The following is a 20110-nucleotide window of genomic DNA, read 5'->3' on the forward strand; positions in this document are numbered from 1 at the left end:
GACGTCCAGCGAAGTGAACGGCCGCTATCTGCGCATGCCCCATGTCGAAAGCGGCATGGTGGTCGGCCTGTTCGGCGGCTCGTTCAATCCGCCGCATCAGGGGCATGTGCTGGTCGCCGAAACGGCGATCCAGCGCCTCGGCCTCAACCAACTCTGGTGGATGGTCACCCCCGGAAACCCGCTGAAGAACCACAATAATCTGGCGCCGCTTGCCGATCGCATCGCGCTCAGCGAGAAGATCGCCCCGAATCCGCGCATCAAGGTGACCGCCTTCGAAAAGGCGCTGGGGCAGAGCTATACCGCTCGCACGCTCGAGATGGTAAAGGCCCGCAACCGCGATATCCGCTTCGTCTGGATCATGGGGGCCGACAACCTGCGCAGCTTTCACCGCTGGCAGAATTGGCAGAAAATCGCCCGCACGTTTCCGATCGCCGTCATCGATCGGCCGGGCTCGACGCTTGCCTATCTCTCCTCGCGCATGGCCAAGACTTTCGACTATGCCCGCATCGACGAAGACGATGCCCGGCGCCTTGCTTTTCACCCGGCACCCGCCTGGACCTTCATACACGGGCCGCGCTCCTCGATGAGTTCGACGGCACTTCGATCCGCCAGAACGGCGTGAAATCGAATGATTCATTTCTCGTGTCTTGAAACCGTTCTGGTTTGATGCCTACATTTACTGACGGTTCGAGCGAAACAGTCGAATCGGAAGTGCCTGTTCTGTTCACCTGGAAAGGAAAAACCCTGACAACAGCACACGCCAAGGGATATGCGGCCTCCGCGTTCCCACGCAGCACGGGATCTAGCGACGAAGCCGCTGTCCGTGCGCTTCAACTGGTCCTCGAAAGCCTAGAGGACTCGAAGGCAGAAGATATCGTTACCATCAACATTGCCGGCAAGTCGGCGCTGGGGGACTTCATGGTCGTTGTCTCCGGGCGATCGAGCAGGCATGTGGCGGCGATTGCCGACCATCTGACCACGGACCTGAAGGACGAGGGCTTCGGCAACGCCCGCGTCGAAGGTCTGGAAACGGGTGACTGGGTGCTGATCGATACCGGCGATGTGATCATTCACATCTTCAGGCCGGAAATCCGGGAGTTCTACAACATCGAGAAGATGTGGGCGACACCGGAGATCGAGGACGGCACGCTGCATTGAGATCGCACGGTTCGTCGGGCGTCTGAGCCGCCGCACGCACCGTATTGCGATCATACATATTGGGAATGTGGCTGTCATCGCCGAAGCGGCGTTCGCAGCCAGGATAATTGTTGCGACTGATCGTAGCTTGCAGCGCCGCGTCTGGCATGACGTGCAAATGCCGCTGTAACGCTTTAGTGCGCTGCATGACCTTCTCCTTGAATCGACCCCGGTTTCAGGAGGTGTGCAGCAGTGCGGTCCAGCGCAGGCGGAGACGGATTGGGTCATGCGTATCGGACTTTTCGCAGTCGGCCGCCTCAAGGCGGGGCCGGAAAAGGATCTTGCGGCCCGCTATCTCGATCGTTTTGCCAAGGCCGGTCCGGCGATCGGTCTCGAGCTTTCCCGCGTGGTCGAAGTCAACGAAAGCCGCGCCTCCAACTCCGATACGCGCAAGCGGGAGGAGGCAGCCCAGCTTGAAAAAGCGCTCACTGACGGCAGTCTGCTGGTGCTGCTTGACGAACGCGGCAAGGCGCTCGATTCCGAAGGCTTCGCATCGCTGCTCGGCAGTTTTCGCGATAGCGGCAAACGCGACCTGATGATCGCGATCGGCGGCGCCGACGGGCTCGACCCTGGCCTTCATTCGCGCGCCGACGCCGTGCTCAATCTCGGCAAGATGACCTGGCCGCATCAGCTGGTGCGCATTCTGATCGCCGAACAGCTCTATCGCGCCGTGACCATCCTTTCCGGACATCCCTATCACCGTGTCTGAGACGCGCCATGCACCGGCGATAACGAGAATATGTGTTGGTCGCATCCGCCAAATCAGATTAGGCTTTTTGAGGAGAGCGTCACGCACCGGGGAAAGATGCCCGGCGAGCGCTCAGAAACGTTGAAACTGCGCATGACGCTTTCCGAAAATCGGTTCCGGTTGGCGGAAGTAAGCGCGAAGCATTTCCAGTTGGATGCATAGGGACGAATGACGCGCCGAAGCATGATGAGCGCTTTCAGCAAGATCGGTGGCGAAGCATGGCGGCCCGGCCGCAGTGCGGCGCTGCTGGCGCTTGTGCTTGTTGCTGCGCTTCCGGCAGCGCCCAGGATGCACCGGCGACGCCAGCGGCATCAGCGGCGGACCAGCAGCAGGGGCCGCCCGATCCGGCGGCAAACCTGACGCTTCGTCGAGACAGCACCCGCAGCGAGCTCGATGCGCTGTCGAAAACCATCACGCTGTCGCAGGAGCGCGCCGACGAGCTGGCGGCGACCATCGCCGAGATCGACAAAAACAATGAGGCATTGCGCGCCGCCATCGTCGATTCTGCCAGGAAGCGGCAGGGTCTGGAGCAGCAGATCGTCGATGGAGAGAAGAAGCTGAGCGAGTTGCGCTCCAAGGAAGATACCGTGCGCCGATCGCTGCGCGCCCGGCGTGGGGTGCTTGCCGAAGTGCTCGCCGCACTTCAGCGCATGGGCCGCAACCCGCCGCCGGCGATCCTGGTGACGCCTGAGGATGCGCTCGGCTCCGTTCGCAGCGCCATTCTGCTCGGCGCTGTCGTACCCGGAATTCGCGAGGAAACGGACAACCTCGTCGCCGACCTGAAGGCGCTCGCCGATATCAGAACCGGCATCGGCAAGCAGCGCGAAGAGCTGACGGCAGCGATGACGGCCAATGCCGAGGAAGAGCGTCGCATGTCGATGCTCGTGGCCGAAAAGGAAAAACTGCGCCAGAAAAGTGCGGCCGAACTCGCCGCCGAACAGCGCAAGGCGCAGGAACTCGCCTCGCAGGCGACCAATCTCGAAGGCCTCATCGGTTCGCTCGAAAATGACATCGCTTCGGTGCGCGACGCGGCTGCCGCCGCACGCGCGCAGGAAGAGGAACGCCTGCGCATGAGCGAGGCCGAGCGCGAAGCGGCGCGGGAGCTCGCCCGGAGCGCCGTGCCCGACAAAAACCGCATTGCGCCAGCATACGTGTTCTCGGAGCTGAGGAATAAGCTTGCCTATCCGGCCGCGGGATCGCTTTTGCGAAAGTTCGGTGATGCCGATGGTACAGGGCACTCCCTGCAAGGGATCATGTTGGAAACCAACCCCGGCGCGCTGGTGACTGCGCCGTCAGATGGCTGGATCGTCTATGCAGGCAATTTCCGCAGTTATGGGCAGATGATCATTCTCAATCCGGGCGACGGCTACCATGTTGTGCTGTCGGGCATGGAGAAGGTGAGCGTACAGACCGGACAATTTGTCGTGGCGGGTGAACCGCTTGCGACGATGGGTGCGAAAAGAGTCGCAAGTGCTGCGGCCTTGGCGCTGGAAACCGACCGGCCGACGCTTTACATTGAATTCCGAAAAGACGGAAAACCGGTTGATTCCCGACCATGGTGGACCGCAGCAGAGGTTGGAAAGGCGCGAAATGATACGTAGGGCTTCACTTGTTCTGGTCGGGGCGCTGATGGGTGCGACCGCTATGGGCGTCATTTATTCGGCTGTCGTTCCGGCCGTCGCGGCCAATACCTCGACTTATCGCGAGCTTGCGATTTTTGGTGACGTGTTTGAGCGCGTGCGCGCGCAGTACGTCACCCCTCCGCAGGATGACAAGCTGATCGAGAATGCCATCAATGGCATGCTCTCTTCGCTTGATCCGCACTCGAGCTACATGAACTCGACCGACGCCGAGGACATGCGCACCCAGACCCGCGGCGAATTCGGCGGCCTCGGCATCGAAGTGACGATGGAAGACGACCTCGTCAAGGTCACGAGCCCGATCGACGACACGCCCGCGGCCCGCGCCGGCGTTCTCGCCGGTGACTTCATTTCCAAGATCGACGGCCAGGACGTTCGTGGCCTGAAGCTTGAAGATGCGGTCGAGAAGATGCGTGGCGCCGTCGGCACCCCGATCAAGTTGACGATCCTGCGCAAGGGCGCCGACAAGCCGATCGAACTGTCGATCGTGCGTGACGTGATCGCCGTTCGCGCCGTCAAGTTCCGCACCGAAGGCGACGTCGGCTATCTTCGCGTGATCTCGTTCACCGAGAAGACCTACGACGACCTGAAGAAGGGCATCGAGAAGATCAAGTCCGAAGTACCGGCCGACAAGCTGAAGGGCTATGTCCTTGACCTGCGCCTCAACCCGGGCGGTCTGCTCGACCAGGCGATCAACGTTTCCGACGCCTTCCTGGAGCGTGGCGAGGTCGTTTCGACCCGCGGCCGCAATCCGGACGAGACCCGCCGCTTCAACGCGACGCCTGGCGATCTGACCGACGGCAAGCCGGTGGTCGTTCTCGTCAATGGCGGCTCGGCTTCCGCATCGGAAATCGTTGCCGGCGCCCTGCAGGACCTGAAGCGCGCGACCGTGCTCGGCACGCGCTCCTTCGGCAAGGGCTCGGTACAGACGATCATTCCGCTCGGCGAAGCAGGCGCTCTGCGCCTGACGACGGCGCTCTACTACACGCCGTCGGGCAAATCGATCCAGGGAACGGGCATCACGCCCGACATCAAGGTCGAACAGCCACTGCCGCCGGAACTGCTTGGCAGGGTCGAAGCCCAGGGCGAATCCGATCTGCGTGGCCACATCCAGGGACAGAGCGAAACCGACGAAGGTTCCGGCTCGGTCGCCTATGTACCGCCGGAAACCAAGGACGACCTGCAGCTCAACTACGCGCTTGACCTCTTGCGCGGCAAGAAGACCGATCCGGCCTTCCCGGCAAGCCCGGAGCAGGCAGAGCTCAAGAAGTAAGCCATTGAAGGCGCCGGGCTGGTCAACCCGGCGCCTTTATACTATGTGGGCTGCAGGTGCTGCCGGAAACCGCCGATTCTCTTAAAAACGGCGCATCCCTCACCGGCAACTCTCCTTCAGGTCGACCGAGGCTCCGTTTGGGAACAGATCTCAATGCCCCCCTTGGCCAGAACCGCCGGGAAAAGACCGCGCCAAGACGCGACCGTCGTCGCCTTCTCAGCTATTCCCTTGTCGGCATCTTTGCCCTTTCCATAATCGGCCTTTCCGTCTGGAACGCCGTCGCTCCGGATGGGTTGCGCAGGCAGGCGTCCGAATCGGGTATGGTTGGGCCGGAACCGGCCGAAACGGCACAAAAGACACCCAATTCCACAAGCGGGCAAGCATCGAACACCAGCGGCGGCACGCTGAAGCCGGGCACCGCCTTCTCCGGCGCTCATGTCGAGGAAACCCTGACAAACGACGGCGCGACCGTCACCAAGTTCACGCCGCGCCAACGCGACGGCAGCGGGCCTGCGCTGATCAATGTCGGCCCGATCCGCGGCCAGGACCCGCGCATGGCCGCCCTTCCGAATGACGACCTGCTGGAAGACAGCGCTGAGGGCCGGCTACCGATCACCGCCGCCGACGGGCTGCGGCCGATGGATCAATATGCCCGACCCTGGTCGGGTGCACGCGGCACCCGTATCGCGCTTGTGATCGGCGGCCTTGGCCTCAGCCAGACCGGCACGCAGAAGGCCATCCGCGACCTGCCGCCCGACGTCACCCTCGCCTTTGCCGCCGCCGGCAACAGCCTGCAGCGCTGGATGCAGGAGGCAAGACGCAGCGGCCATGAGATCCTGCTGCAGATCCCGATGGAGCCTTTCGATTACCCCGACAACGATCCGGGACCGCGCGCGCTCCGCCTCTCGCTTGGTTCGACGAAGAACCTGGCCGAACTGCACAAGAACATGGCGCAGATCACCAACTACACCGGCATCATGAACTATCTCGGTGGGCGCTTTCTCTCCGATGCCGATGCTCTCGAACCGGTGATGCGCGATCTCGGCAAACGCGGCGTGCTTTTCCTCGACGACGGCACGTCGGCGCAATCGCTGTCCGGCAAGCTTGCCGATGCCTTTGACGTTCCGCATGGCTTCGCCGACATGACCGTCGACAGCGAGCTCAGCCGCAGCGCCATCCTGAAAAAACTCGACGAGCTGGAACGCATCGCCCGGCGCAACGGTACAGCCATCGGTGTCGCCTCCGCATTCGACGAGAGCGTGGCCGCCATCGCCCAGTGGGCCGGCGAGGCGGAAGGGCGCGGCATCGAGATCGTCGGCGTTTCAGCACTCGTCAAGGACCCGCAGCAGAGATAGGTCAAGCGTGCCTTGAGCGCCGCGCGTCTTATTGGACGCGCAAAGGTCGCTGTAGCACTTTGAATTGCTGCATGTAGGGCGCCATGTCAGAAGCCCAGCGCCTCAGGCGAGGCGCACGAAATCATTGCGAACCCGAAAGATGGGTGCGATGAGACTTCACAAAGGTTCGAACACTTCAGGGCCATACGCTGCCGTGCGCGAGCAGTGGGTCACGCCTTGAGCCAGGAGAGGACAGCGGATGAGCAAGCATAACGACAAGAACCTACGGGCCGAAGACCTGCCCTATCGCCCCTGTGTCGGCGTCATGGTGCTGAACCGCGCCGGCCTCGTCTGGGCCGGCCACCGGATCGCCGTCGGCAATTCCGAATATGACGGCTCGCCGCAGCAATGGCAGATGCCGCAGGGCGGCATCGACAAGGGCGAGGATCCGCTGAAGGCCGCCTATCGCGAGCTCTATGAAGAGACCGGCATGCGCACGGTTTCGCTGCTCGCCGAGGCACCGGGCTGGATCAACTATGACCTGCCTTCACACCTGATCGGCATCGGCCTCAAGGGCAAATTTCGTGGCCAGACGCAGCGCTGGTATGCCTTCCGCTTCGAGGGCGACGAGAACGAGATCGCCATCAACCCACCGCCGGGCGGCCACGAACCGGAATTCGACGCCTGGGATTGGAAGCCGATGCGCGACCTGCCGGAGATGATCGTACCGTTCAAGCGCAAGGTCTATGAGGAGGTCGTTGCCGCCTTCGCCCACCTGGCGCCGTAACTACGCCTTTCGCAACAGGGGCCGGGTCTGCGCTGACATCGACCTTTCGCGGGGGACCCAGCCGACAACACGCACACCGCAAAGCGATGCCCTGGCATCCGTCGCAGATTGCGAGCTGCCAGCGGACGATAGGCGGCCGCTCGCAGCGCGCGCTTTTGGTCTTGCGATTGCCGCGGCAACCCTCACCGACCGCCTGGTTCCGGTTGAGGTTTTGCCCTGCCCGGCAGCAATGCCACTCTGGGGCCGATCGCCAATATCCGGCAGGTTGGTATCGAGCAGGCGCCGGCCGGCCCGATACCAATTCGGTGCAGGGCGCATCGCCGTTTGAAGACGCATGGAGAAATGCGCTCGAGCCTGAGGGTTCACAGACCCCCACCGGGCTCTTTGAGGGTCTGCATGCGGGCGAACCGTCAGCCCGCGCGCCCATTCTTTAGAGCGTTTCCGATTTAGACGGAACCGCACAAACGCTCTATCTCTTTGTTTTTACGCATTTCCTGACGGAAAACCGCTTCGCACTTTTCCTGGAAATGCTCTAAGCGCGTCAGGCAACGGGGCGCCATAGATCGTCTTGGCCCGAAAACCAGAAAGCCGCCGAGGTGATCGGCGGCTTTCTCGTGTGAATGGTGCGAGACGCTCAGTCGATCTCGGCTTCGTTGGCCGGTGCTGCGTTGAGCTGGCCGTATTTCGCTTCGCCGATGGTTTCGAGCAGTTCGAGTTGGGTCTCGAGGAAGTCGATATGACCTTCCTCATCAGCAAGCAGCTCTTCGAACAGCTTCATGGAGACGTAGTCTCCGGCGTCATGACAGATGTCGCGTGATTTCTTGTAGGCCGTGCGGGCATCGTATTCGCCGGCGAGATCCGCCTTCAGCACTTCCTTGACGTTCTGGCCGATGCGCAGCGGTCCGACCGTCTGCAGGTTCGGATGACCTTCGAGGAAGATGATGCGCGCGACGAGCTTGTCGGCATGATGCATTTCTTCAATCGACTCGGCACGTTCCTTCTTGGCAAGGAGCGTGTAGCCCCAATCTTCGAGAAGGCGGAAATGCAGCCAGTATTGGTTGACGGCGCCGAGTTCGAGATAGAGCGCTTCGTTAAGCTGCTCGATGACCTTTTTGTCGCCTTTCAAAATCCGCCCTCCGGTTGTCTTCATGGAATTGTTTGAGGCGGGCCATGAAATCAAATATCTCGACATCCGTCGAGTCGCGACGGCCGTGATATTGCTCGGTGGTGCGGATGATGATGTCGACGACGTTGGGGAAACAGCCGCAGCAGCGACCGCGTTTTTCCATCGCGTGATAGACTTTCGCCGGCACGATCAGCTGCCAACAGTCTTCATCGAGAAGGCTGACAATCATGTCCTCGATCTCTTTTTCCGTGATGAAATTGCAGCTGCAAACCAGCATGTCGTCTTGCCTGTGAAACGCAACGTCCTGAATTCGCTCATAAAGCAAAAGAGGACATTTATTGTCAACAAAAAACTCCACAAGCGGAACTTGCACGCAGATTAGAACGAATCTAAACATGACAAAAAACATCGTATTTTCAGAATATTAGCGTAGCATTGATGACCTTTCTTTCTGTGGATTTCCCGGCGATTGCCGCAGGATAGTGCGACATTTTTACGCAGGAAGACCAACGTGAGTGGCCGAAATCCGGTACGGCAAGCCCAGCTCCGGAAGGACGGGTCATGAAACGGCTGTGAGGGACCGAGCCTTCGAAGCCAAGCCGAGCCCATCGTGTCTGTTCATCAATGGAAGTTGCGGCCTTTCGGCATGACGTCGGCAATTTCGGTCGCGACGGCCTGATGATCGGCGCCGGCGGCACGGCGGGCAGCCGCAAGGCGCAGTTCCTTCAGCACCTTCTTATCGCGCGCGTCGGCCGTCGGTCGCAGCACCTCGTCGGCACGATCGTTGGCGCCGAAGCGGCGCTCCTCCTTGCGCAACAGCCCGAGCATCGGGGTCATATCCTCGATATACTCCGCCACCACGTGGATGACCTCGCTTTCACGCTGGAGCCGGCCGCGGATCTTGACGAGACGCGCACCCATGATCACCGGCCGGTATTTTTCAAAAACCTTCGGCCAGACGATGGCATTGGCGACGCCGGTCTCGTCCTCGATCGTCATGAAGATCACGCCCTTGGCCGAGCCTGGACGCTGGCGAACGAGCACCAGCCCGGCAACCGTCACTCTTCGGCCGACGGGTGCCGTGGCAAGCGCGCGGTTTTCGACCAGCCCCTGCCCCGAAAACTCCGCCCGGAGGAAAGAAACCGGATGCGCCTTCAGCGAGAAGGAGAGATAGCGGTAATCGTTGATGACCTGCTCGCCCTCCAGCATCACCGGCAGCGAAACTGCCGGCTCCAGCTGGAATTCGTCCTGCGTCGCCTGCTCGAAGAGCGGCAACCGCTCGGCAGCACTTTTCTCATCCAGCGCCTTTACCGCCCAAAGCGCGTTGCGGCGATCGAGCCCGATCGAACGGAACGCATCCGCATCGGCAAGCTTCTCCAGCACGGAGCGCGGCAATCCCGAGCGCAGCCAGAGATCGCGAACCGAGGTATAGCCCCGGCCGCGATGGGCGATAAGCTTGTCCACGATCTCCATCTCTCTCAGCCCCTTGACCTGGTTGAAGCCGAGGCGGATGGCCTTTTCCGTCTTGATCACACCCAGCATGTCCCGATGGCGCGGCTCCACCGCACCACGATCATGCCCGCCCCTCTCGAGGTCCGCATCCCAATTCGAATGGTTGATATCGACAGGCAGCACCCGCACGCCATGTTCGCGCGCGTCCCGCACCAATTGGGCGGGAGCGTAAAAGCCCATCGGCTGTGAGTTCAGAAGTGCTGCGCAGAAGACATCGGGATAATAGGTCTTCAGCCATGAAGAGACATAGACGAGCAGCGCGAAGGACGCAGCATGGCTTTCGGGAAAGCCGTATTCGCCAAAGCCTTCGATCTGCTTGAAGCAACGTACGGCGAAATCTCTGTCGTAGCCATTGTTGACCATGCCCTCGACCATCCTTTGCTCGAAGGTGTGGATGGTGCCGGTTCGCTTGAAGGTCGCCATTGCCCGCCTGAGCTGATCGGCCTGGCCCGGCGTGAAATTTGCCGCGGTAATAGCGATCTGCATCGCCTGTTCCTGGAACAAAGGCACACCAAGGGTCCGCTCCAGAACCACTTCCAGCTCCTTGCTCGGATATTCGATGGGTATGTTGCGATTGCGCTGCTCCCGCCGCTTCAGATAGGGATGCACCATGTTGCCCTGGATCGGTCCGGGCCGCACGATCGCCACCTCGATGACGAGATCATAGAAGACACGAGGCCTGAGCCGCGGCAGCATGCTCATCTGAGCCCGGCTCTCGATCTGGAAGACGCCGATCGTATCGGCCCGGCAGATCATGTCGTAGACGTCATCCTGCTCATCCTTGAACAGCGTGTGCAGGTCTTTCCTCACGCCGTAATGCCGCTCCATCAGCTTGAACGCCCGGGCGATGCAGGTCAGCATGCCGAGCGCCAGCACGTCGATCTTCAGGATCTTCAGCGTATCGAGGTCGTCCTTGTCCCACTCGATCATGTAGCGGTCGGGCATCGCCGTGTTCATGATCGGCACCACCTCGTCGAGCCGATCGCGGGTGATGACGAAACCGCCGACATGCTGAGAGAGATGGCGGGGAAAGCTCATCAGCGCGGTGGCATAGTCGAGCACTCGCACCGTCGTTGGATCCTTGACATCGAGACCGGCGGCCTTGGCCTCCCGTTCCGACAGGTCGGCGGCCGACCAACCCCAGACCGAACCGGCAAGCGCCGATTGCACGTCCTCGGAAAAGCCGAAGGCTTTGGCCGTTTCGCGACCGGCCGACCGCGCCCGGTAGCTGATGACGGCGGCCGTAAGCCCCGCATGCTCCTTGCCGTACGTCCTATAGATATGCTGGATCACCTCTTCCCGCTTCTCGTGCTCGAAATCGACATCGATATCCGGCGGCTCGTCACGCTCCGTCGACAGGAACCGGTCGAAAAGCAGCGTCGTCGAAAGCGGATCGACCTCGGTGATGGCAAGGCAGTAGCAGACCGTCGAATTTGCCGCCGAGCCGCGGCCCTGGCAGAGAATGTCGACGCTTCGCGCATATTCCATGATGTTGCGCACGGTGAGGAAGTAGGGCTCATAGCGCTTGCTGGCGATCAGCTCGAGCTCGTATTCGATCTGGGTCGAGACCTTCGCGGGAATGCCTTCGGGATAACGCACATGGGCGCCTTCCATCGTCAGCCGCCTGAGGGTCTGTGTCGTCGTCTCGCCTGCAAAACTCTCATCGGGATATTGGTATTCGAGTTCCGCCAAAGTGAAATTCAGCCGGCGGAAAAAATGCCCGGTATTGGCGATCGCCTCGGGGTAGTCGCGAAAGATGCGCGCCATTTCCGCCGGTGGTTTCAGATGGCGTTCGGCATTCGCCTGAAGCCGGAACCCCGCCTGCGCCACCGTCACATGCTCGCGTATGGCGGTGACGATATCGGCCAGCGGCCGGCGCGCCGGCGCGTGAAACAGCGGACTGTTGGTGGCGATCAGCCTCGTGCCCACGTTGCGGGCGATGGTCGCCAGCCCGGCAAAGACAAGCTGATCGAAACCGTCATAGCGCGGCACCAGCGCCAGATAGAGCCGGTCGGCAAAATGCGGCTTCAGCCGCTTGAGAAATTCCGCAAGGTTTTTAGCCTCCGACGCCCCGATCACCGGGTCGGGCAGGACGGCAATCAGGATATCCTCGCCCCATTCGACAAGGTCGGTCTCGTAGAGCGTACAGGTGCCTTTCTTCGCCCGCAGGTTTCCAGCACTCAGCATGCGGCAGAGATTGCCCCAGCCCCGACGGTTGCGCGGATAGGCGAGCACATCCGGGATGTCTTCGGCAAAGGAAAGCCGGGCGCCGGGCTGGAAGGAAAACGCCTCCACCTTGGCCTGCGCATGAGCGCGCACCACGCCCGCCACCGTATTGCGATCGGCAACGCCAAGGCCGGAAATACCAAGGCGGCTGGCGGCAACGATCATTTCGCCCGGATGGGAGGCTCCTTCGAGGAAGGAGAAATTCGACCAGGCGCCGATCTCGAAATAGGGCGTGCTCATGCGAAGACCCCATGCATGAACCAGCGCGGCTGTGCGGGCCCGCCATAATGCCCTTCTCGAAACAGCCAGAAGCGCCGGCCTTTTTCATCCTCCACCCGGAAATAATCCCGCTCGGCCGCCTTTTCGCCATCGACCCACCATTCGGCCGCGATCCGTTCAGGACCCTCGGCGCGCGCTATGCGATGAAGGCTCCGCCGCCAGCGAAAGCTTCTGGGCGGGCCCTCCGGCACCTCGGCCACCGCCTCCACCGGCTCCGGACTTTGGAACAGCCGCTGCGGTCGAACGGAAGCCATCCTAAGGCAGGCCGGAACAGTGGAAGCGGCTTCCTCGACCGTCTTCAGCATTTCCACATCCGCAAGCGGCTGAAAGGCGGCGGCACGCTCCGGCACGTGGCTCTGCGACAGGACGGGCAGAAACAGGCTTTCTGCGCCCAGCCGCGCCATGACCCTGTCGGCAAAGGCCGCAAGCGGCTGCTGCCGATCCGGCGTGCCGGAAAAATCCTCCTGCATCACCTCGTATTTTTCGCTTTTGGGAACCGACAGCCGCAGGATCTCGAAACCGAAACCGGCATCGAGATCCTCGTGCACCGCCTGCAGCCGTTCGCGGAAAAGGCCGGCAATGCGGCTCGGTTCAATCAGCGGCGAAGACGTTCCGGCAGCGATGCGAAAGACCCGGCCGTCGACGCGAAACAGCAGCAGTTCGAACAGCCGTCCGCCTTCGCCGCGCTTTTCCAGCTCCGGCTTCAGCCTTGCTGCCAGCTCCTGCGTCAGGCCGAGAATATCGTCCTCACCCTGGACCGGCTCGGAAAGCCGCCGCTCGGCCGAGAGGCTGGCAACGGGGAGCCGCGGCGAGAGCGGCTCGTCCTCCAGCCCCATGGCCTGATCGAGGCGCAGGAGCAGAATGGATCCGAAGCGGCGGGCAAGCGGCGCCCGCGGCGCCTCGATGATATCGCCGACCTGCTTGAGCCCGACCCGGCCGAGCGTTTCGATCATGTCGACTGGAAGCCTGAGGGCAGCCATCGGCAGTGGCGCAAGCACGCGTACGGCCTCCTCCGGAGCGATCACGCTTTGCGAGCCGAAGCGCGCCACCGCCCAGGAAAGCCCTGCCGAAGACGAGATCGCCGCACGCGCCTCGATGCCGAGATGAAAGAGCCGGGCGAGCAGGTCGTCGAGAAGCGATTTCTCGCCGCCGAGAAGATGGGCGCAGCCGGTAATGTCGAGATAAAGGCCGCTTTCGCCGTCGAGCGCCACCAGCGGCGTGTAGCGGCTGCACCAGTCCGCAAGCCCTTCCAGAAGGGCGCGATCCGCCGCCCGGTCGGCGGGCAGCACATCGACCTCGGGACACATGGCCCGCGCCTCGGCAACGCCCTGGCCCAACTGGAATCCTGATTTCTCGGCAAGGCCATCGAGCGCGACGAGGCGCATCGCATTCCTGACCCGGTCGGCAAAGACGACAGGCGGATGATCAGGACGCCCGCGGGAAAGCCAGGAGGTTCCCCAGCGGCTCCGCGCCACCCGGTCGGCCGGAAGATGCGGAAAGTCGAGCGACAGAATGCGCTGGTTGTGGGTCTGCCGCAGCAGCGGCTGGTAGGGGCTCGACGGGGTAAAAGCGGCGGTCATGGGGGTTCCACTCCAGGAAGAGGCCGACGGGAGCAGGAGACCTGCTTTTTTCGGCAATGACGTGAAAGACGGGATGGCCGATGCTGCCGCAAAGCATCGAACCGTCAGGGAGGGCGCGCTCGCGGGCGGGCGCCGGTTCGATATGAAGCCGGAAGAAGGCGCTGCTCGCCTCCTCGTGACCGGACTGACGCAGAAGAAGAAGAGGAATGCGTCCGGCGCGCGCGCGAACATGCAGGCGCCGGCTTTCGCTCAAGGCCAGCGATGCCGGATTGCCGCGAATTTCGAGAATGACGGCACAGAAGGCCGGGACGGAAAGCGCCGTCTCGGCGATCCACAGCGCGTCCTTCACCGTGCGCGGCAGGCTGAGGATCAGGCTTCGAATGTCGAGCCCGTAAGCCTTGAGACCAAGACCGTAGGGCAGGCCGGCCTCGGTCGAGGCCAGCGACTGGCTGACCCACAGAACCGGTGCCCCGGCATCGCCCTTTTGCTGGCGCGCCTGCTGACAAAGGGCGCTGAGCGCGGTTGCAAAACCGGCCGCAGCGCCGGCATCGCGCGTCTCGGAATTGCGGATCTCGGTCATACCCTCGAGCGGCAGGCCGCCCTCGAGGATATCGTCGAGTTCGGGAATGCCGAGCGGCAGGACCTTGCGGCCGGAGGACTGGTGACCTTCTTCCTTGCGCCGAAAGCCTGCGGGATCGGCCGCCTTGACCGCCTTCACGACGCCCGCAAGCCTGCGATTTTCGATCCTGGCTATGGTTTCGCGAAGCGAAAGAACGGTCTCCCGCTGCACGGCGTTCTCGGCCATGACGGTCAACTCCCATTTAAGATGTTCCTGTTATGTTCTTATAGATTCCAGAGCTGACCACATGAGTCAACAGCCAAGTTTAAGAATTTATTCCTCGCCCACCCCAGCCGGAATTCAACACTCGAAAAACAAAGGCAAAATCGCTATATGGAGGGCAACAAGGAGTGCCTATGGCCCGCATTGACCAGACCGATGATTGGCGGGAACGCCACGCACCGACGCTCACGACATTCGAACAACTCGCAGTGGAAGCCTACAGCCACCTGCCGCAGGAGTTCCGCCAACTGACGACCGACCTCATCATCGAGGTTGCCGATTTTCCAAGCGACGACGTCTTCGAGGACATGGCGCTGGAGACGCCGTTCGACCTGCTCGGCCTGTTCGAAGGCCGTGGCATCAGCGAACGTTTCACCATGGAGACAGGTGAGTTTCCGAACCGGATCATCCTTTATCGCCGCCCGATCATCGACTATTGGGCGGAAAACGAGGAAACGCTGGGCGACATCATCACCCATGTGCTGATCCACGAGATCGGCCACCATTTCGGCCTCTCCGACGACGATATGGAACGGATCGAGGCGAGCGTGGAGCACGTGGGCAACTAAGCCCCCATCCGCTCCGAGGCAGAGCCCCCGAAAAACAATCGGAAAACAAAAAAACGCTCCGGCCGGAAAGTCGAAGCGTTCCTGCTTTTTACTGTTCCGACAGCTTGATGTCGGGGTGGTAGTCCTTGCCTTCGACTTCCTTGAATACGGCCTGTCCGCATTGCATGTGCTGCGTATCCGCATTGAAGGCGTAGGTCGGTGAGCCGTGCAGGGACCAACCCTGGTTCAGTGCCGCCGTCACCTTATGGCAGAAGGACGCATCGTCGGGGCCGGTGAGGAAGCGGTAAAGTTTCAAAATCTTGCCTTTCGTTTTTCAATCATCTCCGCCTTGGCGGCGAGCTTCAGGGCCTGATCGAGATGCAGCCGCTCGATCATTCGGCCATGAAGATTGATGACACCTTTTTCCGCGTTCTCCGGCAGCGCGAAGGCGGCGATGATGGCGCGCGCCTCGTCGACGGCCGCCTGCTCGACGCCGAAGCGTTCGTTGGCCGGGCCGATCTGCAGCGGGTGGATCAGCATCTTGCCGTCATAGCCCATGTCGCGCCCCTGCCGGCACTCCTCGTCGAAACCGTCGGCGTCACGGAAATCGTTGAACACCGCATCGATGACGTCGAGACCGCTCCCGCGTGCGGCCAAAAGGATCTGCATCAGCCAGGGGATGAGGTACGGACGGCCGGGCCGGTCGGGAACACCGGTTTCCTTGCGCAGGTCGTTGAGGCCGACGACGAAACAATCGAGCCTGCCGCCGAAGGTGCGGCCGGTCTCGGCGATAACAGGCGCATTGACGACACCGCGCGGCGTTTCGATCATCGCCCAGAGACGCAACGCCTCCGGCGCATCGTTATCGGCCAGCCAGTCGGCGACGATCTGGATATCGGCCGGACTTTCGACCTTGGGCAGCAGGATTGCGTCAGGCTTTGCCGAAACGGCCGCCGCCAGATCCTGCTGGCCGAAGCCCGATCCGAGCGCATTGATGCGGATGATGACCTCACAATCCGGCCTGTTTTCGACGAGGTGGCGAACGAGGCCGTCCCGCGCCTCGGCCTTGCGCTCCGGCGCCACCGCATCCTCAAGGTCGAAGATCGCGGCATCGGCCGCAAGTTCCGCAACCTTGGCCAGTGCGCGGGCATTGTCGGCCGGCACTGAAAGCACCGAACGGCGCAGGCGAACGGGGTGATGTTCGATCGATTTTGTCATGCGGCCAGTTGTGCCCGCCTTTCCTTTTTTCCGCAAGACGAGGCGAACGGCCGCACCCCTCTTGCAAGCGGCGGCGGCAACACCCACATCCCGAGCAGAAAGGTGACGATCATGCAAAGCATACGTTCTGTTCTTTTTACGGCTCTCGCCATCACCATTACGCTGGCAGCCTTCGTCTTCACCGCATCGCTTGCGCTTGCGCTCGCCGGCATCGCCGCCGTTGTCGCGATCGGCAGCGCCATTGCCGCCCGGCTGAACCTGAAGCAGGCTCGAGCAACGGCCCGCCCGACCTCCGGCGCCGCCCCGCGCGAAATGCGCATCTGGAACGACGGTCGCGGCACGATCATCGATCTCTAGGCATCGATCTCCAGAGCGTTTCCGGTTTAGACGACGTCGCGGAAGCGCTCTATCTCCTTGTTTCTACGCACTTCCTGACGGGAACCGCTTCGCATTTTTCCCGAAATGCTTGAGTCTGCCCGACGCGGCAGCCCAATCTCGCTCGATTTTTTTGCGACACCCGTGTCGGCAAGACCCGCTTGCGTTCGTCCTTGGGTCAGGCCAGCAAAGGTCATGGCCACTGCATCATTCCCTCAACAGGAGCATGACATGGACAGCACGACGCAGAAAACAGACGCAAACCAGCTGCCGAAGGCCCTCAACGGCCTGGTGCCTTATCTCCAGGTCGACGGCGCGGCCAAGGCGGCGGAATTCTACAAGCACGCCTTCGGCGCAAAGGAAGCCTATCGGCAACCGGTCGACGACCAGGGCCGGACGATGCATATCCATCTCCACATCAACGGCAGCTCGCTGATGCTCAGTGACGCCTATCCGGAATACGGCCATGCCCTGGAAAAGCCGCAGGCCTTCAGCCTGATGCTGCCGGTCGACGACATCGACGCGTGGTGGAGCCAGGCGGTCGCCGCCGGCGCCGAAGTCGTGATGCCGATCGAATTGATGTTCTGGGGCGATCGCTACGGGCAGCTGCGCGACCCCTTCGGCGTGCTCTGGGCGCTGAACGCCCCAGTAAAAGCAGGCTAGAGTCAAGACAGGCTGAGACCGAAGCCAGACACCGGCCGATTTCGGCAAAACCCTCGGGCAAGGCGCCCAACGGATAAAACAACCGCGACAACACTTGCCGGGCAGGCGATTTCACCCGCCCGGCAAGCATCTTCGGGATAGATTTTCCTTCATTTCGGCGCAAAACTGATCTAAACGCTTACGCAACATTTCGCTGAAATCGAAGGCCTGAAGTTATGGAAAAGTTCGTCAAGCTCACCGGCGTCGCCGCTCCCCTCCCCGTCGTCAACGTCGACACGGACATGATCATTCCGAAGGATTACCTGAAGACGATCAAGCGCACCGGCCTCGGCACCGGACTTTTCGCCGAAGCGCGCTACAACGAGGACGGCTCGGTCAACCCGGATTTCGTGCTCAACAAGCCCGCCTACCAGAACGCCAAGATCCTGGTCGCCGGCGACAACTTCGGCTGCGGCTCCTCGCGCGAGCACGCACCGTGGGCGCTTCTCGACTTCGGCATCCGCTGCGTGATCTCGACCTCGTTCGCCGACATCTTCTACAACAACTGTTTCAAGAACGGCATCCTGCCGATCGTCGTCAGCCCGGAGAACCTGGACAAGCTGATGGACGACGCCTCGCGCGGCTCCAACGCCATCCTCTCGGTCGACCTGGAATCCCAGGAAATTACTGGTCCGGACGGCGGCACGGTCAAGTTCGAGGTCGATGCCTTCAAGCGCCACTGCCTGCTGAACGGCCTCGACGACATCGGCCTGACGCTGGAGAAGGCAACGGCCATCGACAGCTTCGAAAAGTCGACCACCGCCTCGCGCCCCTGGGCGTGAGCGACGGGATGACGCGCAAGCTCATCTCTTCCGGTTCGCCCTTCGAGAAGACGGCAGGCTATTCGCGTGCCGTCGCCAAGGGCGACTGGTGTTTCGTCTCCGGCACCACCGGCTACGACTACGCCACCATGACCATGCCGGAAACGGTGGAAGAGCAGGCGCACAATTGCCTGAAGACGATCGAGGGCGCGCTGAAAGAGGCGGGCTTCTCGCTCTTAGACGTGGTGCGCAATCACTACTACGTCACCGATGCCAGTTTCGCCGACCGGGTTTTTCCGATCTTCGGCGAGATGTTCGGCGAAATCCGCCCTGCCGCCACCATGATCGTCTGCGATCTCATCCGCCCGGAAATGCTGATCGAGATCGAGGTTACCGCCTTCCGCGGCTGACGTCTGACGGGTCGCAGCCAGCGGCAGTGACACCTGCACCGCTTATGCGCTACTGCAGAAGCATGACGACGGCCCTCGCCCGCAGGACCGTTTTCCGCATCACTATGACCGGAAGAAGCCCATGCAATTCGAAGGCACCGCCGACTATATCGCCGACAAGGACCTGATGATCGCCGTCAACGCCGCGATCCGGCTGGAACGGCCACTGCTCGTCAAGGGCGAGCCCGGCACCGGCAAGACCGAGCTTGCGCGGCAGGTTGCAGCTGCTCTGGGACTCGACCTGATCGAATGGAACGTCAAGTCGACGACCAAGGCGCAGCAGGGACTTTACGAATATGACGCCGTCTCGCGCCTGCGCGACAGCCAGCTCGGCGACGAGCGCGTCAACGACGTCAAGAACTACATCCGCAAGGGCAAGCTTTGGCAGGCCTTCGAGGCCGGGAAGCGTGTGGTGCTCTTGATCGACGAAATCGACAAGGCCGACATCGAGTTTCCGAACGACCTGCTGCAGGAACTCGACCGGATGGAGTTCCACGTCTACGAGACCAACGAGACGATCCACGCCCGCCAGCGGCCGATCGTCGTCATCACCTCCAACAACGAGAAGGAACTGCCGGACGCTTTTCTGCGCCGCTGCTTCTTCCACTATATCCGCTTTCCCGACGCAGACACGCTCGCCCGCATCGTCGAGGTGCACTATCCCGGCATCCGCAAGACGCTGCTTTCGGCAGCCCTTGCCGCCTTCTACGATATCCGCCAGGTGCCGGGGCTGAAGAAGAAGCCCTCGACCTCCGAAGCGCTCGACTGGATCCGCCTGCTCGTCGCCGACGAGATCGACCCGGCCGACCTGCGCGCCGATCCAAAGACCATGCTGCCGAAGCTGCACGGCGCGCTTCTCAAGAATGAGCAGGACGTCCACCTTTTCGAGCGCCTGGCCTTCATGGCACGCCGCGACGGATGAGACCGGACGCCAACAAGGTCCTGATCTACGCCACCTGGCGAGGGCATCTGCTCGTCTTCGACGAGCCGGACTTTCCCGATGTAGATCTGCAGGTCCCGGGCGGCACGATAGAACCGGGAGAAAGCCCTGAAGCGGCGGCCTTCCGCGAATTTGTCGAGGAGACCGGGCTGACGCCGCCGCCGGCATTATTGCCATTTAAAACGCAGGACTATCACTTCACGCAGAACGGCCGGAAAATCTGCCATCGCCGGCACTATTTCCATGGGCCGTTAGCCGGCGAACAAAAGGAACCCTGGCTGCACCGCGAAATGACGCCGGAGAGCGGTGGCCCGCCGATCCGCTTTCGCTTCTTCTGGCTCAGTCAGAGCGAGGCCGGCAAGCGGCTGGGATATGGCATGCAGAACGGTCTGGACTTGCTGCACCTAGCAACAGATGCCCCTCACCCTAACCCTCTCCCCGCAAGCGGGGCGGGGGAACGCGGCGACCGCAACCTCATCACCTGCTGTAAGCCTGAAAGGGAGCCGAACGGCCGCGGCAATGTCCCTTCTCCCCGCCTGCGGGGAGAAGGTGGCGGCAGCCGGTAGAGGGGCCA

The 20110-nt window shown here is 61.9% G+C and carries 21 protein-coding genes; 14 read left to right on the forward strand and 7 right to left on the reverse strand.

The genetic code is table 11. The features are described from left to right. Positions 1–13 precede the first annotated feature (13 nt). From BKP54_RS16370 to BKP54_RS16400, 7 genes are all read left to right on the forward strand, one after another. Entirely contained in the window at positions 14–622 is a 609-nt protein-coding gene (locus BKP54_RS16370; RefSeq protein ID WP_113567003.1) for a nicotinate-nucleotide adenylyltransferase, read from the forward strand. 44 nt (positions 623–666) lie between these two features. Continuing rightward, a complete protein-coding gene (gene rsfS, locus BKP54_RS16375) occupies positions 667–1158 on the forward strand; it encodes a ribosome silencing factor (RefSeq protein ID WP_025425127.1) in 492 nt (163 codons plus the stop codon). A 265-nt stretch (positions 1159–1423) separates the two neighbouring features. Continuing rightward, the gene (rlmH, locus tag BKP54_RS16380; protein ID WP_025425128.1) at positions 1424–1906 is read left to right on the forward strand and encodes a 23S rRNA (pseudouridine(1915)-N(3))-methyltransferase RlmH; all 483 of its coding nucleotides are present in this window, start codon (positions 1424–1426) and stop codon (positions 1904–1906) included. 257 nt (positions 1907–2163) lie between these two features. Continuing rightward, complete coding sequence (locus BKP54_RS16385; protein ID WP_084814571.1) at positions 2164–3546, forward strand: murein hydrolase activator EnvC; 1383 nt, start codon at positions 2164–2166, stop codon at positions 3544–3546. After that, complete coding sequence (locus tag BKP54_RS16390) at positions 3536–4858, forward strand: S41 family peptidase (RefSeq protein ID WP_025425130.1); 1323 nt, start codon at positions 3536–3538, stop codon at positions 4856–4858. Before BKP54_RS16385 ends, BKP54_RS16390 begins: the two co-directional genes overlap by 11 nt. A gap of 137 nt (positions 4859–4995) precedes the next feature. Next, positions 4996–6213, forward strand: a complete 1218-nt coding sequence (locus BKP54_RS16395) for a divergent polysaccharide deacetylase family protein (RefSeq protein WP_057226448.1) — start codon at positions 4996–4998, stop codon at positions 6211–6213. 238 nt (positions 6214–6451) lie between these two features. Next, positions 6452–6979 (forward strand): RNA pyrophosphohydrolase, encoded by a 528-nt coding sequence (locus BKP54_RS16400; protein ID WP_025425132.1) that lies wholly within the window; start codon positions 6452–6454, stop codon positions 6977–6979. Positions 6980–7613: 634 nt separating this feature from the next. Here the strand turns inward: BKP54_RS16400 and bfr are convergent. The 5 genes from bfr to BKP54_RS36560 form a co-directional block, all read right to left on the reverse strand. Then, a complete protein-coding gene (gene bfr / locus BKP54_RS16405) occupies positions 7614–8105 on the reverse strand; it encodes a bacterioferritin (protein WP_025425133.1) in 492 nt (163 codons plus the stop codon). After that, a complete protein-coding gene (locus BKP54_RS16410; protein ID WP_239637581.1) occupies positions 8071–8484 on the reverse strand; it encodes a (2Fe-2S)-binding protein in 414 nt (137 codons plus the stop codon). The genes bfr and BKP54_RS16410 overlap by 35 nt, the downstream gene beginning before the upstream one ends. A gap of 242 nt (positions 8485–8726) precedes the next feature. Next, on the reverse strand, positions 8727–12083 hold the full coding sequence (locus BKP54_RS16415) for an error-prone DNA polymerase (RefSeq protein WP_038575756.1): 3357 nt from the start codon (positions 12081–12083) through the stop codon (positions 8727–8729). After that, positions 12080–13597, reverse strand: a complete 1518-nt coding sequence (locus BKP54_RS16420) for a DNA polymerase Y family protein (protein WP_239637582.1) — start codon at positions 13595–13597, stop codon at positions 12080–12082. The genes BKP54_RS16415 and BKP54_RS16420 overlap by 4 nt, the downstream gene beginning before the upstream one ends. Further along, positions 13548–14507 (reverse strand): hypothetical protein, encoded by a 960-nt coding sequence (locus BKP54_RS36560; RefSeq protein ID WP_025425136.1) that lies wholly within the window; start codon positions 14505–14507, stop codon positions 13548–13550. Before BKP54_RS36560 ends, BKP54_RS16420 begins: the two co-directional genes overlap by 50 nt. 170 nt (positions 14508–14677) lie before the next feature. Between BKP54_RS36560 and BKP54_RS16425 the strand changes: the two genes are divergently transcribed. Further along, positions 14678–15112 carry a metallopeptidase family protein gene (locus BKP54_RS16425; RefSeq protein ID WP_025425137.1) on the forward strand — a complete coding sequence of 145 codons (435 nt, stop codon included), beginning with the start codon at positions 14678–14680 and terminating at the stop codon, positions 15110–15112. An 88-nt stretch (positions 15113–15200) separates the two neighbouring features. Here BKP54_RS16425 and BKP54_RS16430 read toward each other — a convergent pair whose 3' ends face one another. Then, positions 15201–15407 carry a DUF1737 domain-containing protein gene (locus BKP54_RS16430; RefSeq protein WP_025425138.1) on the reverse strand — a complete coding sequence of 69 codons (207 nt, stop codon included), beginning with the start codon at positions 15405–15407 and terminating at the stop codon, positions 15201–15203. After that, positions 15404–16309, reverse strand: a complete 906-nt coding sequence (locus BKP54_RS16435) for a CoA ester lyase (RefSeq protein WP_025425139.1) — start codon at positions 16307–16309, stop codon at positions 15404–15406. The genes BKP54_RS16430 and BKP54_RS16435 overlap by 4 nt, the downstream gene beginning before the upstream one ends. A gap of 111 nt (positions 16310–16420) precedes the next feature. On the opposite strand from BKP54_RS16435, the gene BKP54_RS16440 reads away from it, so the two are divergent. The 6 genes from BKP54_RS16440 to BKP54_RS16465 all read left to right on the forward strand — a co-directional run bounded on the left by BKP54_RS16440 (position 16421) and on the right by BKP54_RS16465 (position 20102). Next, positions 16421–16666 carry a hypothetical protein gene (locus BKP54_RS16440; protein WP_025425140.1) on the forward strand — a complete coding sequence of 82 codons (246 nt, stop codon included), beginning with the start codon at positions 16421–16423 and terminating at the stop codon, positions 16664–16666. Between the two features lie 249 nt (positions 16667–16915). Further along, positions 16916–17347 (forward strand): glyoxalase/bleomycin resistance/extradiol dioxygenase family protein, encoded by a 432-nt coding sequence (locus BKP54_RS16445; protein WP_025425141.1) that lies wholly within the window; start codon positions 16916–16918, stop codon positions 17345–17347. Between the two features lie 215 nt (positions 17348–17562). After that, positions 17563–18168 (forward strand): 3-isopropylmalate dehydratase small subunit, encoded by a 606-nt coding sequence (gene leuD, locus BKP54_RS16450; RefSeq protein ID WP_025425142.1) that lies wholly within the window; start codon positions 17563–17565, stop codon positions 18166–18168. Between the two features lie 8 nt (positions 18169–18176). Continuing rightward, positions 18177–18557, forward strand: coding sequence for a RidA family protein (locus tag BKP54_RS16455; RefSeq protein ID WP_025425143.1), 381 nt, complete (start codon positions 18177–18179; stop codon positions 18555–18557). Positions 18558–18678: 121 nt separating this feature from the next. Further along, positions 18679–19518: a MoxR family ATPase gene (locus BKP54_RS16460; protein ID WP_025425144.1), complete on the forward strand. Its 840-nt coding sequence runs from the start codon at positions 18679–18681 to the stop codon at positions 19516–19518. Beyond that, positions 19515–20102, forward strand: coding sequence for an NUDIX domain-containing protein (locus tag BKP54_RS16465; RefSeq protein WP_348626741.1), 588 nt, complete (start codon positions 19515–19517; stop codon positions 20100–20102). The genes BKP54_RS16460 and BKP54_RS16465 overlap by 4 nt, the downstream gene beginning before the upstream one ends. The last annotated feature ends 8 nt before the right edge of the window (positions 20103–20110 follow it).

The organism is Ensifer sp. 1H6 (assembly GCF_001976035.1).
Classification (GTDB): Bacteria; Pseudomonadota; Alphaproteobacteria; order Rhizobiales; family Rhizobiaceae; genus Ensifer; species Ensifer canadensis.